This window comes from Pseudomonas sp. GW821-FHT09E04 (assembly GCF_059416185.1).
This window is the reverse complement of the sequence record NZ_JBWKOR010000004.1, coordinates 395,880-410,551: the sequence shown is the minus strand read 5'-3', so window position 1 is coordinate 410,551 and position 14,672 is coordinate 395,880. Positions and strand designations below refer to the sequence as shown.

Here is a 14,672-nt window from a genome sequence, read left to right as displayed (position 1 = left end):
CGGGAGAAGGCCGCAGAGATGGGTGACAAATTGTGTGGGAGCAGAGCTGCTCCCACATCGGGTTGCCCGGTTAAGCCTTTTCCGGTGGCAACTCGGGCAGTGCACGAAGGGCCGCTTCGTACCATTCGGTATTGAACGCGCGGTCGTCATCGAGCATGGCGTCGATCTCGTAAGCCAGCACGTGGGCCATCAGATTCAGGATGTCTTCGCGCTCATAACCGACCAGCGTCAGCTTGTTGAACGTCGCCTTGGCCGCTGGCGGGTTGTCGCTTTCGATCTGGTTTTCGATGGCTTCGATCAAAGTGCTCTCGGTGAACTCTTCTTCGTCGTTATCGATGTCTGTCGGCTCGCTCATGGCAGGCTCCTCAAGGAAAGGCGCCAGTTTACCCGCATTCAGCGGCGTGATGCTGCTGGCAGGATTCCCCGGAGCGATCTATAAACAGGCACTGCCCACCCCGCACGGCCTGGAGGCTATGTGATGTTCAAGCTCTACGGATTCTCAGTCAGCAACTACTACAACATGGTCAAACTGGCGCTGCTGGAAAAAGGCCTGCCGTTCGAGGAAGTCACGTTCTACCCGACGCCTACGCCTGAGTCTCTGGCCATCAGCCCGCGCGGCAAGGTGCCGGTGCTGGGCGCCGAAGGTGGCTACATCAACGAAACGATGGTGATGCTCGAATACCTCGAAAGCACCCAGAAGGGTGTCTCGCTGCTGCCGAGCGATCCGTTTGCGCGCGCTCAAGTGCTGGCGGTGGCCAAGGAAATCGAGCTGTACATCGAGTTGCCGGCCCGTGCCTGTTACGGCGAAGCGTTTTTCGGCGCGGCGCTGCCGGAGGCGATCAAGGAGAAAACCAAGGCTGAATTGCTGCTGGGGTTTGCGGCGCTGGGCCGGCACGGCAAGTTTGCCCCGTATGTGGCGGGCGACAGCCTGAGCATCGCTGACCTGTACTTCCTCTACAGCGTGCCGCTGGCGGCTGCGGTGGGGCACAAGCTGTTCGGTCTGGATCTGCTGGCGGACATGCCGAAGGCCAAGGCGCTGCTGGAGCGACTTGAACAGAATCCGCATGTGCAGAAGATCGCAGCGGACAAGGAAGCGGCGATGCCAACGTTTTTGGCGATGATCGCGGCCAAAAAGTAGAAATTTTGTTCTGAAACAAGTTCGCGGGCAAGTCGATAGTTCGACTTGCCCGCGATGCTTTTAGCGGCTGGCGATCAGCGCCTGACCGCGAGCTACGGCAGCCTTGACCTGCGCCGGCGCAGTGCCGCCGATGTGGTCACGGGCATTCACCGAGCCTTCCAGGGTCAGCACGGCAAACACGTCCTGCTCGATCTGGTCGCTGAACTGACGCAGTTCTTCCAGGCTCATTTCCGCCAGATCCTTGCCGGTGTCGACGCCGTATTTCACGGCATGGCCGACGATCTCGTGGCAGTCACGGAACGGCAGGCCACGGCGAACCAGATAGTCGGCGAGGTCGGTGGCGGTGGAGAAGCCGCGCAGCGCTGCTTCACGCATGATCGCGTGCTTCGGTTTGATCGCCGGGATCATGTCGGCAAAGGCACGCAGCGAGTCGCGCAGGGTGTCGGCGGCGTCGAACAGCGGCTCCTTGTCTTCCTGGTTGTCCTTGTTGTAGGCCAGCGGCTGGCCTTTCATCAGGGTCAGCAGGCCCATCAGGGCGCCGAACACACGGCCGGTCTTGCCACGTACCAGCTCTGGCACGTCGGGGTTTTTCTTTTGCGGCATGATCGAGCTGCCGGTGCAGAAACGGTCCGGCAGATCGATGAACTGGAACTGCGCGCTGGTCCACAGCACCAGCTCTTCGGAGAAGCGCGACAAGTGCATCATCGCGATGCTCGCGGCCGAGCAGAATTCGATGGCGAAGTCACGGTCGGACACGTTGTCCAGCGAGTTGCCGCCGACAGCGTCGAAGCCCAGCAGTTGCGCGGTGTATTCGCGGTCGATCGGGTAGGTGGTGCCGGCCAGCGCGGCACTGCCCAGCGGCATGCGGTTGGTGCGCTTGCGGCAGTCGACCAGGCGCTCGTAGTCGCGGCTGAGCATTTCAAACCAGGCCAGCATGTGGTGCCCGAAGGTCACAGGCTGGGCGGTCTGCAGGTGAGTGAAGCCCGGCATGATGCTGCCGGCTTCGCGCTCGGCTTGCTCCAGCAGGCCTTTTTGCAGGCGGGTGATCTCGGCCAGGATCAGGTCGATTTCGTCGCGCAGCCACAGGCGGATGTCGGTGGCGACCTGGTCGTTGCGGCTGCGGCCGGTGTGCAGCTTCTTGCCGGTGATGCCGATGCGGTCGGTCAGGCGTGCCTCGATGTTCATGTGCACGTCTTCGAGGTCCACGCGCCAGTCGAACTGGCCGGCCTCGATTTCACCCTGGATGGTCTTCAGGCCATCGATGATGCTGTCGCGCTCGGCATCCGTCAGCACGCCGACCTTGGCCAGCATGGTGGCGTGGGCGATCGAGCCCATGATGTCGTGGCGATACAGGCGCTGGTCGAAAGTGACGGAGGCGGTGAAGCGGGCGACGAAGGCGTCGACGGGTTCACTGAAGCGGCCGCCCCAGGACTGATTGGTCTTGTCAGTGCTCATGAATTCGCTCGTATCGGCTTGAAGAAAGAAGGCGTGAAACGCTGGCGCGGATAATAACAGGGTTGCCAATCCTGTCGCTGACACTGGTCGATACGTTTTTTTCTCATGTCGAGGTTCATAGTCGCCGCCGGTTCCGGGGGATTTGCTCAAGGATATTTTCCGATTGAGCAATATCGGCCCGGCGAGCGTCTACAGTAGGACTAAGGGTCGGCGCAACTGTGGATCGCGCAAAGGTCTGGCCGCCGACTATAAGAAGAGAGGGGTGGGTGTATTGACCATCGGCATACCCTGCGTAAAACGCAGACAGCAGCGAGCTTTGAGTGGTGCGTCCCGGGTGTCGGCAAATATTGCCGGCCGACGTACGGCACTTTTTGCCGCTCGCGCTAGTCTTAGCGTGGATCGCGGTGACGGACGTCACTCCACTTGTCTACGCTATCCTTGTGCGAGACTCACGCAGGAATCCAGCGCAATATGAATGTCCTGATCGTTGATGACGAACCACTGGCCCGCGAGCGCCTCGCCCGAATGGTGAGCGAGCTCGAGGGCTACACAGTCCTGGAGCCCAGCGCCACCAATGGCGAAGAGGCGTTGGCACTGATCGACAGCCACAAGCCGGATATCGTGCTGCTCGATATCCGCATGCCAGGCCTCGATGGCCTGCAAGTGGCTGCCCGCCTGTGCGAACGCGAAACCCCGCCCGCCGTGGTGTTTTGCTCCGGTATCGATGAATTTGCCTTGGAGGCCCTGCAGGCCAGTGCCGTGGGCCATGTGGTGAAACCCGTGCGAACCGAACATCTGCAGGAAGCCCTGAAAAGGGCTGAACGTCCGAATCGGGCTCAGCTTTCGGCCCTGACTCGTCCCGCCGCCGAAAGCGGCACCGGCCCGCGCAGCCACATCAGCGCGAGAACCCGCAAAGGCATCGAGCTGATCCCGCTGGATCAGGTGGTGTACTTCATTGCCGACCACAAATACGTGACCTTGCGCCATGAAACCGGTGAAGTCCTGCTGGACGAACCCCTCAAGGCCCTGGAAGACGAATTCGGCGAGCGCTTCGTGCGCATCCACCGCAATGCGCTGGTCGCCCGCGACCGCATCGAGCGACTACAACGTACGCCGTTGGGCCACTTCCAGTTGTTCCTCAAGGGGCTGAACGGTGACGCGCTGATCGTCAGTCGCCGGCATGTGGCGGGCGTGCGCAAAATGATGCAAGGGCTTTAGTCCGCAGGCGTCGGGCGGCTCTCAACTCTTTTCACCAGGCATTGCCGGCCAGGGAGGCCACGCCGTTTCTGATTCAAGTCAAAGTGGATTTGGCTGAGCTGTTATTATCCGCCGTATCTATTCAGTACGGATTGATCCATGTCCTCTCGCGAAATCCGCATCGCCACCCGCAAAAGTGCACTGGCCCTCTGGCAGGCCGAATACGTCAAAGCCCGTCTGGAAGCAGCCCACCCGGGACTGCTGGTGACGCTGGTGCCCATGGTCAGTCGCGGCGACAAGCTGCTCGATTCCCCCCTGTCGAAAATCGGCGGCAAGGGTCTGTTCGTCAAGGAACTGGAAACCGCGCTGCTGGAAAACGAAGCCGACATCGCCGTCCATTCGATGAAAGACGTGCCGATGGACTTCCCCGAAGGCCTCGGACTGTTCTGCATCTGCGAGCGCGAAGACCCGCGTGACGCCTTTGTCTCCAATAACTATTCCAGCCTCGATGCATTGCCTGCCGGCAGCATCGTGGGCACCTCCAGCCTGCGTCGCCAGGCGCAGTTGCTGACCCGCCGTCCCGACCTGGAAATCCGTTTCCTGCGCGGTAACGTCAATACCCGCCTGGCCAAACTCGATGCCGGCGAGTACGACGCGATCATTCTCGCGGCGGCCGGCCTGATTCGTCTCGGTTTCGAAGATCGCATCACCTCGGCGATCAGCGTCGATGACAGCCTGCCGGCCGGTGGCCAGGGCGCCGTCGGTATCGAATGCCGCAGTGCCGATACCGAAATCCATGCCTTGCTCGCGCCTTTGCATCACGCCGATACGGCTGACCGTGTGAGCGCCGAACGTGCCCTCAACAAACACTTGAATGGCGGCTGCCAGGTGCCGATCGCCTGCTACGCCGTGCTTGAAGGCGAGCAGTTGTGGCTGCGTGGTCTGGTCGGCGAGCCGAGCGGCGGCAAGCTGCTGAGCGCCGAAGCCCGTGCGCCACGCGCTGCCGCTGAAACGCTGGGCGTGCAAGTCGCTGAAGATTTGCTCCGCCAGGGTGCCGCCGACATTCTCAAGGCTGTCTACGGCGAGGCAGGTCACGAGTGACTGCCTGGCGCCTGCTGCTGACGCGTCCCGCTGACGATTGCGAGGCGCTGGCCGAGGTGCTGGCCGGACAGGGGATTTTCAGCAGCTGCCTGCCGCTTTTGGAAATCGCGCCGCTGCCGGTCTCTGACACAATTCGCCAGACGTTTGCCCGGTTGTCGCGCTACAGCGCGGTGATCGTGGTCAGCAAACCGGCGGCGCGTATCGCTGTGCAATTGATGGATGCCGATGGGGCGTCGCTGCCGGCCATGCCCTGGTTCAGCGTTGGCGCGGCGACGGCGCAGATTCTTCGGGATCGGGGCCTGGATGCGCACTGCCCGGACGAGGGTGATGACAGCGAAGCCTTGCTGCAATTGCCGCGTCTGCTCGACGCCGTCGCACAGCCCGGCGCGCCGGTGTTGATCCTGCGCGGAGAGGGCGGTCGCGAGCTGCTGGCCGAGCGCCTGCGCGCGCTTGGTGCTAGTGTCGAGTATCTGGAACTGTACCGCCGTGACCTGCCGGACTATCCGCCGCGGGAACTGCCCCGACGGATTGAGGCGGAACGCCTGAACGGGCTGGTGGTCAGCAGTGGACAGGGTTTTGAGCACCTGCGCCAATTGGCCGGCGACACTTGGCCAGTGCTTGCGCAGATGCCGTTGTTTGTTCCAAGCCCAAGGGTCGCCGAGCAGGCACGTGCCGCCGGGGCCCGAACAGTTGTGGATTGTCGCGGCGCCAGTGCCGCGGCCTTGCTGACGGCGTTACGGGAGCATCCCGTGCCCGTTCTCTAATGCAAAGGATGGATACGTGAGCGAAACAGCCTTGCCTAAAGATGACGTTCAACCTGTGATCGATGCACCGGTTGAAGTACCGCCACCGGCCGCTGAACCGCGCCGAGGCAACGGATTGGCCATTGTCGCGCTGCTGCTCGGCGCTGCCGGTATCGCAGTGGGTGGCTGGGGTGTCTGGCAGGTGCGACACCTGCAAGCCAACACTCAGGAGCAATTGAGTCAGGTACAGGCGTTGAGTGACCAGGCCCAGACCCTGAAGCTCAACGACCAGCGTCTGACCGAGCGCCTCGGGCAGTTGCCGGGCGCTGACGAACTCGCCGACCGCCAGCGTCTGGTGACGCAGCTTCAAGGTGATCAGCAGCGCCTCAATCAACGTCTGGAAACGGTTCTCGGTGCCAGCCGCAAGGACTGGCGCCTGGCCGAGGCCGAGCACTTGTTGCGTCTGGCCAGTCTGCGTCTTTCTGCCTTGCAGGACATCAGCAGCGCTCAGGCGCTGGTGCAGGGCGCCGATGAAATCCTGCGCGAGCAGAACGACCCGGGTTCGTTTGCCGCGCGCGAGCAAGTGGCGAAAACCCTGGTGGCGCTGCGCAGCACCGCGCAGCCTGATCGTACCGGTCTGTTTCTGAGACTGGGTGCGTTGCGCGATCAGGTCATCGAGCTCACCGAGCTGGCACCTGAGTACAAGGATCGCGGTGATTCCCTGCTGGGTCTGACTGCCGATGGCGACGGTGCCAGTCGCTGGTCGCAGTGGTGGGATCAGATCTCGCGATACATCCGTATCGATTTCAACGCGGACAAAAAAGTCCGGCCGCTGCTCGCCGGTCAGAGCCTGAGCCAGGTGCGTCTGGCCTTGAGCCTTTCGCTCGAGCAGGCGCAATGGGCAGCCCTCAACGGTCAGGCGCCGGTGTACACCCAGGCATTGGCTGAAGCGCGGGATGTGCTCAAGGGCAATTTCAACCCGGACAACCCGCAGAGCAAAATCATGCTCGAGCAAGTGGCGGAGCTGAGCAAGCAACCGGTCACGGTCGTCACCCCGGATCTGGCGGGCACCCTCAGCGCTGTGCAGGCCTATCTTGAGCGACGTAACGTCAACGCTGAAGACTCGGTGAAACCCTTCGCCAAACCTGCTGCCAGCACCGCGCAGGAGGCCACGCCATGAAGCGTCTGTATGTCATCGTGTTTCTGGTGATTGCTGCGACGGCGGCGCTCGGTCTGGCGATCGCCGAGCATTCCGGTTACGTGCTGGTTGCCTACAAAAGCTTCCGCTATGAGTCGAGTCTGTGGGCAACGCTGGCGCTGGTGGCGGTGTTATGGCTGCTCATCTGGGGCATCAAGGCGCTGGTCGAGCTGGTGCTGACTTCGGGTGGCGTAGTCAATCCGTGGTCGCGCCGCAACCGCAGTCGACGCGTACAAGTGGCGATCGAGCACGGTCAACTGGATCTGGCCGAAGGTCGCTGGGCCAGTGCCCAGCGCCATCTTTACCGGGCCGCTGAGGCCGAGCGTCAACCGTTGCTGTATTACCTTGGCGCCGCCCGTGCTGCCAACGAGCAAGGCAATTACGAGGAAAGTGATCGTCTGCTGGAGCGTGCGCTCGAACGTCAGCCTCAGGCCGAACTGGCGATTGCCTTGAGTCATGCGCAACTGCAAACCGACCGTGGCGATACCGAAGGTGCGCTGGTGACCTTGCAGGCCATGCGCGAGCATCATCCGCACAACGTCCAGACCCTGCGTCAGTTGCAGCGTCTGCATCAGCAGCGCGGTGACTGGTCGGCGGTGATCCGCATGCTGCCCGAGCTGCGCAAGGACAAAGTCCTGCCGCCCGCCGAACTGGCCGAGCTGGAGCGTCGTGCCTGGGGTGAGAACCTGTCGCTGGCGGCGCATCGCGAGGAAGATGGCGCGGTGGGTCTGCAGTCGCTCAATCGTGCCTGGCAGCAACTGACCTCGTCGCAGCGTCAGGAGCCTCCGCTGGTCCTGGCTTACGCTGAGCAACTGCGCCAGCTCGGTGCTCAGGTCGAAGCGGAAGAGGTGCTGCGCAACGCCCTCAAGCGCAAGTACGACAGTCACCTGGCGCGCCTCTATGGCCTGGTGCGCGGCAGTGATCCGACGCGTCAATTGCAAGCGGCCGAGGGCTGGCTCAAGGATCATCCCGCCGACCCGAGCCTGCTGCTGACGCTTGGTCGACTGTGCCTGCAAGCCAGTCTGTGGGGCAAGGCGAGGGACTACCTGGAAAGCAGCCTGCGTACGCAGCGCAACCCGGAAGCCTGTGCGGAACTGGCTCGATTGCTGGCCCGACTCGGCGATACCGAACGCAGCAACCAGCTGTTCCAGGAAGGTCTGGGGTTGTTGGATGAGCGTCTGCTGGCCGCGCCTTTACCGGTACAGGCTCACGCCTGAATGGACGAGGGAGTGCGCTCCCTCGCTCATGTTCTCGACTGAATAGTTACCGCTAATTCGCTTCTGAGGCAAAGTCCTACAGAGGCCTACATTCTTTCCTCTCAAGCCTGTCGGGATTTCCCTACACTTCTGGTGAAGTGTCGTCAGCGGCCCGCCTTGAAAGGCCGCGTCCCTTTCCTCTACCGTAACTGCCTGTCTTTATTGTTACGGATAACCCATGTCGTTGACCTGCTCACGCTCCCTGTTTTTTATGGCTTTCACGGCGGGAACACTGGCGCTGGGAGCTTCCTATTACCTCGAGTACGCGGTCGGCCTGGTGCCTTGCAGCCTGTGCCTGGTGCAACGGCTTTTCCTGAGTATTCTTACCGCCTGCTGTGGCGTGGCGGCTGTGCATGGGCCAAGTCGTTTCGGTCTGTCGCTCTACTGGTCTGGCGCGTTGTCAGCCGCTCTGGGTGGAACGATGGCGGCCTGGCGGCAGGTGCTGCTGCAGAGTGATTCGATGCATCACCTGGCGCAATGCGCACCCAACCCGGAAGAGCTTTTCAGTTCTCTGCCCTGGCTCTGCGCCCTGGCGCGGATGTTCAATGACAGCGAGGATTGCGCGCAATTGTCCTGGACATTGTTTGACCTGAGCATTCCGGAGTGGAGCCTGCTGTTCTTCGTCGCGCTGTCGATCCTGGGGGTTTACCAGTTGCTGCGGCTGGCCTGGAGCGCTCTGCAACGACCGCTCAGCGGCGAAGCGTCGCACCGGGCGCTGCTCGGGGATTAAACACTTGTATGAACTTTCTCTCCTGCGTACCTTGAAGCCATAGGCGTGCGGGCATAATCTGGCCCGCACGTGTCATTGGATTTGTGTTGCTCGATGACGCTCTGCCTGGCCGCCTCTCAAAGCAATACCCACAAGAAGGGGCGCGGGAGTAGGGCAGCATGACCCACAAGGGAAGAGAGATCGCCATGCTCGAAAGTTGTCAGAATGCTCAGGAACGTTGGGGTGGAGTTCATCTGCTGATCGACCGCTGGCTCCAGGAGCGTGAGGAGCTGATCGCTGCTTACGACAAGCTGGGCGCAGAGCCTCAGTCGCTCTCCGTGGATCGAAAGCCCTTGCAGGAATTCTGCGGCGTGCTGGTCGATTACGTGTCGGCCGGGCATTTCGAAATCTACGAACAGCTGACGGGCGAGGCCAAGGCCTTCAACGACAAGCGCGGCCTGGAACTGGCCGAGACGATTTATCCGCGCATCGATGTCATCACGGAAAAACTGCTGGCCTTCAATGACCTTTGCGATGAAGGCAAATGCGTTGCCGAAAAATTCAAGGAGCTGGGTGGGCTGCTCCACGAGCGCTTCGAACTGGAAGACTGCCTGATCGAAGTGCTGCATACCGCCCACAAGGAAGAGGATTCGGTTCAGGCTTGAACCGACCCTGCAAGACACAAAAACGGTGCGCCAACAGCGCACCGTTTTTTATTGGGCGATCAACTGGTCGCGCCGCGCAATTCGACTTCGAACACCAGCGGTGTGAACGGCGCGATCAAGTCGCCGGCACCGTCGGCGCCGTAAGCCTGATCCGATGGAATCACCAATCGCCACTTCGCACCCACCGGCATGTTTTGCAGCGCGGTGCGCCATCCGGCGATCACGCTGTCGAGATTGAACCACTGAGGCTGAGTGTTCTGATCGAACACGGTACCGTCCGGCAGTCGACCGATATACAGCACCTGTACTTTTCCATCCGGGCCGGCCTTGGTGCCATTCCCCGGCGCCAGCTCTGTCAGCAGGATGCCGTCGGCCAACTCTTTCACTCCCGGTTTGGCTTTTTCGGCGGTGAGAAAACGTCGCTCGTTTTCCATCGCAGCTTCAGTCGACGGCATGGCGGCATGCTCGGCCGTCTGCGATTCGTGATCGGCCAGGATCTGCTCGATACGTGCCTCGCTCAGGGCCAGCGGCTTGCCTTGATAGGCCTGTTGCAGACCTTCGATCAATGCCTGGATCTGTAGCTGCGGCACTTCTTGACGCAGCCGTTCACCGAGGCTCGCGCCGAGACTGTAGGCCAGATCATGAGCATCGTTCGCGGTGTTTTTTTCGTCGGCCTGAACCGCCGAAAAGATCATGCAGAGGGATAAAAAAAAGTAGCGCGACATGGGCACTCTCCGTCCTGAATTGCGGTGGATTATGCCAGCGCGAACGTCTGCACCGGTGAACTGCTTTGAGCAATGTGCAGAAGTTTTTCGCAAGCCTGCAACCGAGTGCATTCGATACTGTCAACATGCCCTAGCGGCGGTAGCAGCAGAGGTCTAGTATGAGCCGCACTCACGTCAGCCAGGAGGTAAACCATGTCGGCCACCAAGAAGCCTGTAAATACTCCGTTGCACTTACTCCAACAGCTCTCGGGCAGCCTGCTCGAACATTTGGAAAACGCTTGCTCCCAAGCCTTGGCTGATGCTGAAAAACTGCTCGCCAAACTGGAAAAGCAACGCGGCAAGGCGCAAGAAAAACTGCACAAATCCCGCACCAAATTGCAGGACGCAGCCGCAGCCGGTAAAGCCAAGGCGCAGACCAAGGCCAAGGGTGCCGTGAAGGAACTCGAAGACCTGCTGGATGCGCTGAAGGATCGTCAGTCCGACACCCGCAGCTACATTCTGCAACTCAAGCGCGATGCCCAGGAAAGCCTGAAACTGGCCCAGGGTGTCGGTCGTGTTCAAGAAGCCGTCGGCAAGGCGTTGTCCCTGCGTTCAGCCAAGCCGGCAGCGGCGCCTGCGAAAAAAGCGGCCGCCAAACCTGCTGCAAAAGCCCCGGCCAAGGCGCCCGCCAAAGCCCCTGCAAAAGCCCCGGCAAAAGCGCCAGTGAAAGCCGCCGCAAAACCTGCAGCGAAGAAACCCGCAGCCGCCAGCGCTGCAAAACCTGCGGCTAAAACCGTCGCGGCCAAACCAGCTGCCGCCAAGCCGGCTGCTGCAAAACCAGCCGCTGCCAAACCAGCTGCCAAGCCTGCCGCGAGAACCGCTGCTGCAAAAGCTGCTCCGGCGAAAACCGCAGTTGCCAAACCGGCTGCAAAACCAGCCGCCAAAACCGCTGCTAAACCGGCAGCAAAACCTGCGGCCAGAACGGCTGCTGCCAAGCCAGCAACCAAAACCGCGGCCAAACCGGTTGCCGCTAAACCTGCAGCGAAACCAGCCGCCAAGCCTGCGGTAAAAGCCGTGGCTAAACCTGCTGCAAAACCGGCCACCGCCGCCAAGCCTGCAACTACTGCGGCCAAGCCAGCAGCTACCGCTAAACCAGCAGCGGCTGCCGCCAAACCAGCAGCGAAACCCGCCGCAAAACCTGCCGTGAAAAAACCTGCCGCTGCCAAGCCAGCTGCAGCGAAACCGGCTACTGCACCTGCTGCCAAGCCAGCCGCGCCGGCAACCCCGGCATCGACCGCAGCACCTGCATCCGCCGCCACTACCTCGACCACCACCGCGCCATCGTCGGCACCGGTGTCGAGCGTCGCCAGCAACCCGACCAGCGCTTCCTAAGCACCGGTCGCCGCGACGCGCAGCACTTGCAGCGCGTCGCGGTTCAGGTTGGCCGCACTGCCGGCCAGAACCTCCAGCCAGTCACTCGATTCCTTCGAGTTGCGCCTCCAGCCCTGCGCCGCGCCTTCAAGTCGCGACAGCAAAGCGCGCTCCGCCTCCAGTTCCAGCCCCTTGATCTGCTCGCGCATACCCTTGAGCACCGGATCCGTGTCAGTCAGCGTTTTCCACTGCATGCGCATCGCTCGCAGCGGTTGAATCACCTCTTTGTCCCAAGGGATGGTCAGCTCTCGAAGCTGTTTCGCGCGCACCTCGTCGCAGGTCGCATCGCGCTGTTCCAGCCACAAGCCGCACAACATCAGGCACACATTGGCCCCCGCCGATTGCAGGCGCAGGCAGGCACCTTCCACGCCGGGACGGGCGTAGACGGCAAGGGCAAAGCTCCACAGGTCAGAGGACATCGTGCTACTCGCGCCAGTTGTGAGCGAAGCTGGTAGACTCCGCCGCCATTATGATCCGACTTCAGAACCTGACTTTACAGCGTGGCCCGCAACGTCTGCTAGAAGACGCCGAGCTGACCCTGCACGCCGGCCACAAAGCCGGTCTCATCGGTGCCAACGGCGCCGGCAAATCCAGCCTGTTCGCCTTGCTGCGCGGTGAGTTGCACCCGGACTCGGGCGATTGCCTGCTGCCGGCCGACTGGCGTATCGCCCACATGCGCCAGGAGGTCGACACCCTTGAGCGCCTGGCGGTCGACTATGTGCTCGACGGCGACCTGCGTCTGCGCAAAGTGCAGCGTGAGCTCGCGGCAGCCGAAGAGGCTCACGACGGCACCGCCCTGGCCCGCCTGCACATCGAACTCGACAGCGCCGACGGCTATACCGCCGATGCGCGTGCGCGCAAGTTGCTGGCCGGTCTCGGTTTCACCAATGAGCAGATGGATCGTCAGGTAGGAGATTTCTCCGGTGGCTGGCGGATGCGTCTGAACCTTGCGCAGGCTTTGATGTGCCCATCGGACCTGCTGCTGCTCGACGAACCGACCAACCACTTGGACCTCGATGCCATCATCTGGCTCGAAGAGTGGCTGAAAAGTTACCCCGGCACGTTATTGCTGATCTCCCACGACCGGGATTTCCTCGATGAAGTCGTCGATCATGTGGCCCACGTCGATCAGCGCAAGCTGACCCTCTACCGTGGCGGCTACACCGCGTTTGAACGCGCCCGTGCCGAACGTCTGGCCCAGCAGCAACAGGCCTACGAGAAGCAGCAGGCGCAACGTGCGCACATGGAAAGCTACATCGCCCGCTTCAAGGCCCAGGCCACCAAGGCCCGTCAGGCCCAGAGCCGGATCAAGGCGCTGGAGCGGATGGAAGAGCTGTCGGCGGCCCACGTCGATTCGCCGTTCGACTTCGTGTTCCGTGAATCGACCAAGATTTCCAGCACGCTGATCGACCTGTCCGATGCCAACCTGGGCTACGGCGACAGAACCGTGCTGGAGAAGGTCAAGCTGCAACTGACCCCCGGCGCGCGGATCGGCTTGCTCGGCCCCAACGGCGCGGGCAAGTCGACCCTGATCAAGAACCTCGCCGGCGAACTCGAACCTCTGGCCGGGCGCCTGACCCGTGGCGAAAACACCGTCGTCGGCTACTTCGCCCAGCATCAGCTCGACTCGCTGGACGCCAAGGCCAGCCCGTTGCTGCACTTGCAGCGCCTGGCGCCAACCGAGCGTGAGCAGACCCTGCGCGACTTCCTCGGTGGTTTCGACTTCCGTGGTGCGCGACTCGACGAGCCGGTACTGAATTTCTCCGGTGGTGAGAAAGCGCGTCTGGCCCTGGCGTTGATTGCCTGGGAACGGCCGAACCTGTTGCTGCTCGACGAACCGACCAACCACCTCGATCTGGAAATGCGCCTGGCGCTGACCATGGCGTTGCAGGAATTCAGCGGCGCGGTACTGGTGGTTTCCCACGATCGGCATCTGCTCAAGAGCACCACCGACAACTTCTACCTGGTCGCGGACGGCAAGGTCGAGGAGTTCGATGGCGACCTAGAAGACTACGCCCGTTGGCTGGTGGAATACCGCCAGCGCAACGCGCCGGTCAGCAACACGCCGGTCAACCCGGACAAGACCGACAAGAAGGCCCAGCGTCAGGCCGCCGCCGCGTTGCGTCAGCAACTGGCGCCGCACAAGCGCGAGGCCGACAAACTCGAAGCCGAACTCGGCAAGCTGCACGAGAAGCTGGCGAAGGTCGATGCGAGCCTTGGCGACAGTGACATCTACGAGCCGGCGCGCAAGAACGAATTGCGCGACCTGCTGGCCGAGCAGGCCAAACTGAAAGTGCGCGAAGGCGAACTTGAAGAGGCGTGGATGCAAGCGCTGGAAACCCTGGAAAGCATGCAGTCGGAGCTGGAGGCGCTGTCCTGATGGACGCGTTCAAGCTGCCGCTGCCAGCGGTATGGATCGAGCCGATCTGGCTGGGCGTGCAGATTCTGCTGATCCTGCTGGCCGGTTACTTCGCCCAGCGCGTCGTCGCCCGATTCCTGACACGCCTGGGCGAGAAGTATCCGTTCCCGCCGCAGCTGCTGATGCCGCTGCGCGGGGGGCTGCGCTGGCTGATCATGGGCAGCGCGCTGATCTTCGTGCTGGAACGCCTCGGAGTCTCCGCCACGGTGCTGTGGACGGCGTTGTCCGGCTTCGTCGCCGTCGCGGCGGTGGCGTTCTTCGCCATGTGGAGTGTGCTGTCGAACCTGCTCTGCGCGATTCTGATCTTCACCGTCGGCCCGTTTCGTCTGGGCGATGTGGTGGAGCTGGTGGACACCACCGACAAGCCCGGCGTCAAAGGCCGGGTGGTGGCGATCAATCTGCTCTACACCACGCTGATCGAAGCCGAAGAACTCGGCACCGGCAGCGCCATGGTGCAGGTGCCCAACAGCCTGTTCTTCCAACGCTCCGTGCGACGCTGGCGCGGGTCGGATGTGTTCCCGTCCAGTGGTTTCGAAAAGTGATCGGGCGCCGGCCACGTTGGTCGGCAGCCGCAACATCCTGAAAAAAATCGGTAGTCATCCAGCCTGAATCGCATTAGCTTGGACGTTTGTCACGAGTCCGAGTCGAGGTGTGCG

At 62.0% G+C, this 14,672-nt stretch carries 15 protein-coding genes; 11 read left to right on the top strand and 4 right to left on the bottom strand.

Going from position 1 to position 14,672, the window contains the following annotated elements; all coding sequences use genetic code 11:
• Positions 1–70: 70 nt before the first annotated feature.
• Positions 71–355 carry a hypothetical protein gene (locus tag AC07N4_RS16940; protein WP_102620727.1) on the bottom strand — a complete coding sequence of 95 codons (285 nt, stop codon included), beginning with the start codon at positions 353–355 and terminating at the stop codon, positions 71–73.
• Positions 356–478: 123 nt separating this feature from the next.
• On the opposite strand from AC07N4_RS16940, the gene AC07N4_RS16935 reads away from it, so the two are divergent.
• Positions 479–1,138, top strand: coding sequence for a glutathione S-transferase family protein (locus tag AC07N4_RS16935; RefSeq protein ID WP_096817345.1), 660 nt, complete (start codon positions 479–481; stop codon positions 1,136–1,138).
• Positions 1,139–1,198: 60 nt separating this feature from the next.
• Here AC07N4_RS16935 and argH read toward each other — a convergent pair whose 3' ends face one another.
• Positions 1,199–2,593 carry an argininosuccinate lyase gene (gene argH / locus AC07N4_RS16930; RefSeq protein WP_493065642.1) on the bottom strand — a complete coding sequence of 465 codons (1,395 nt, stop codon included), beginning with the start codon at positions 2,591–2,593 and terminating at the stop codon, positions 1,199–1,201.
• 471 nt (positions 2,594–3,064) lie between these two features.
• Between argH and AC07N4_RS16925 the strand changes: the two genes are divergently transcribed.
• From AC07N4_RS16925 to rsd, 7 genes are all read left to right on the top strand, one after another.
• The gene (locus AC07N4_RS16925; RefSeq protein WP_096817349.1) at positions 3,065–3,811 is read left to right on the top strand and encodes a LytR/AlgR family response regulator transcription factor; all 747 of its coding nucleotides are present in this window, start codon (positions 3,065–3,067) and stop codon (positions 3,809–3,811) included.
• A gap of 138 nt (positions 3,812–3,949) precedes the next feature.
• Positions 3,950–4,891 (top strand): hydroxymethylbilane synthase, encoded by a 942-nt coding sequence (hemC, locus tag AC07N4_RS16920; RefSeq protein ID WP_096817351.1) that lies wholly within the window; start codon positions 3,950–3,952, stop codon positions 4,889–4,891.
• Entirely contained in the window at positions 4,888–5,655 is a 768-nt protein-coding gene (locus tag AC07N4_RS16915) for a uroporphyrinogen-III synthase (protein WP_493065643.1), read from the top strand. The genes hemC and AC07N4_RS16915 overlap by 4 nt, the downstream gene beginning before the upstream one ends.
• A 16-nt stretch (positions 5,656–5,671) precedes the next feature.
• A complete protein-coding gene (locus AC07N4_RS16910; RefSeq protein ID WP_096817355.1) occupies positions 5,672–6,814 on the top strand; it encodes a uroporphyrinogen-III C-methyltransferase in 1,143 nt (380 codons plus the stop codon).
• On the top strand, positions 6,811–8,049 hold the full coding sequence (locus tag AC07N4_RS16905; RefSeq protein WP_493065644.1) for a heme biosynthesis protein HemY: 1,239 nt from the start codon (positions 6,811–6,813) through the stop codon (positions 8,047–8,049). Before AC07N4_RS16910 ends, AC07N4_RS16905 begins: the two co-directional genes overlap by 4 nt.
• A 217-nt stretch (positions 8,050–8,266) precedes the next feature.
• Positions 8,267–8,818, top strand: coding sequence for a disulfide bond formation protein B (locus AC07N4_RS16900; protein ID WP_493065645.1), 552 nt, complete (start codon positions 8,267–8,269; stop codon positions 8,816–8,818).
• Positions 8,819–9,003: 185 nt separating this feature from the next.
• On the top strand, positions 9,004–9,462 hold the full coding sequence (rsd, locus tag AC07N4_RS16895; RefSeq protein ID WP_085731442.1) for a sigma D regulator: 459 nt from the start codon (positions 9,004–9,006) through the stop codon (positions 9,460–9,462).
• Positions 9,463–9,521: 59 nt separating this feature from the next.
• Here rsd and AC07N4_RS16890 read toward each other — a convergent pair whose 3' ends face one another.
• Positions 9,522–10,187, bottom strand: a complete 666-nt coding sequence (locus tag AC07N4_RS16890; RefSeq protein WP_493065646.1) for an FKBP-type peptidyl-prolyl cis-trans isomerase — start codon at positions 10,185–10,187, stop codon at positions 9,522–9,524.
• 192 nt (positions 10,188–10,379) lie between these two features.
• On the opposite strand from AC07N4_RS16890, the gene AC07N4_RS16885 reads away from it, so the two are divergent.
• Entirely contained in the window at positions 10,380–11,558 is a 1,179-nt protein-coding gene (locus AC07N4_RS16885; protein WP_493065647.1) for an AlgP family protein, read from the top strand.
• On the opposite strand, the gene AC07N4_RS16880 is transcribed toward AC07N4_RS16885, so the two are convergent.
• Entirely contained in the window at positions 11,555–12,016 is a 462-nt protein-coding gene (locus AC07N4_RS16880; RefSeq protein WP_493065648.1) for a TIGR02444 family protein, read from the bottom strand. The genes AC07N4_RS16885 and AC07N4_RS16880 overlap by 4 nt on opposite strands.
• A 50-nt stretch (positions 12,017–12,066) precedes the next feature.
• Between AC07N4_RS16880 and AC07N4_RS16875 the strand changes: the two genes are divergently transcribed.
• Both AC07N4_RS16875 and AC07N4_RS16870 read left to right on the top strand, forming a co-directional pair.
• Complete coding sequence (locus AC07N4_RS16875) at positions 12,067–13,977, top strand: ATP-binding cassette domain-containing protein (protein WP_096817366.1); 1,911 nt, start codon at positions 12,067–12,069, stop codon at positions 13,975–13,977.
• A complete protein-coding gene (locus tag AC07N4_RS16870; RefSeq protein WP_096817368.1) occupies positions 13,977–14,558 on the top strand; it encodes a mechanosensitive ion channel family protein in 582 nt (193 codons plus the stop codon). The genes AC07N4_RS16875 and AC07N4_RS16870 overlap by 1 nt, the downstream gene beginning before the upstream one ends.
• The last annotated feature ends 114 nt before the right edge of the window (positions 14,559–14,672 follow it).